Origin of the sequence: Cellulosimicrobium composti (genome assembly GCF_010287905.1) — a bacterium.
Lineage (GTDB): Bacteria > Actinomycetota > Actinomycetes > Actinomycetales > Cellulomonadaceae > Cellulosimicrobium > Cellulosimicrobium composti.
Genome location: NZ_JAAFAN010000157.1, coordinates 1 through 622, shown reverse-complemented (window position 1 = coordinate 622; position 622 = coordinate 1). Strand labels below are relative to the sequence as shown.

General features: G+C 68.6%; 1 protein-coding gene. It reads right to left on the bottom strand.

Annotated elements, in window-relative coordinates; all coding sequences use genetic code 11:
• Window positions 1-13: 13 nt before the first annotated feature.
• Window positions 14-622: superoxide dismutase (locus GYH36_RS19140; protein ID WP_162290705.1), on the bottom strand; the 609-nt coding region annotated here is incomplete at its 5' end.

Genomic DNA, 622 nt, shown 5'->3' with positions numbered 1-622 from the left:
GTCGTGAGGGGTGTCAGGCGGGGACGATGAGCCCGGCGGTCTGGTTCTTGGCGCGCTGGAGGCGGGCCTCGGCGTCGGACCAGTTGACGAGGTTCCACCAGGCGGTGACGTAGTCGGCGCGCACGTTCTGGTAGTCGAGGTAGTAGGCGTGCTCCCAGACGTCGAGCAGGACGATGGGGGTCAGGCCGAGGGTGAGGTTGCCCTGCTGGTCGTAGAGCTGGACGGTGACGAGCTTGGAGCCGATGGAGTCCCAGGCGAGGATGGCCCACCCCGAGCCCTGGACGCCGGCGGCGACGGCGGCGAACTGCTTCTTGAAGGCGTCGAAGGAGCCGAAGTGCTCGTCGATCGCCGCGCCGATCTCGCCGGTGGGCTCGCCGCCGCCCTCGGGGGAGAGGTTGGTCCAGAAGGCGGAGTGGTTGACGTGGCCGCCGAGGTTGAACGCGAGGTTCTTCTCGTGCAGGTTGATCGCGGCGAAGTCGCCGGACTCGCGGGCCTCGGCGAGCTTCTCCAGGGCGGTGTTCGCGCCGGTGACGTAGGCCTGGTGGTGCTTGGAGTGGTGCAGCTCCATGATCCGCCCGGAGATGTGCGGCTCGAGCGCACCGTAGTCGTAGGACAGCTCGGG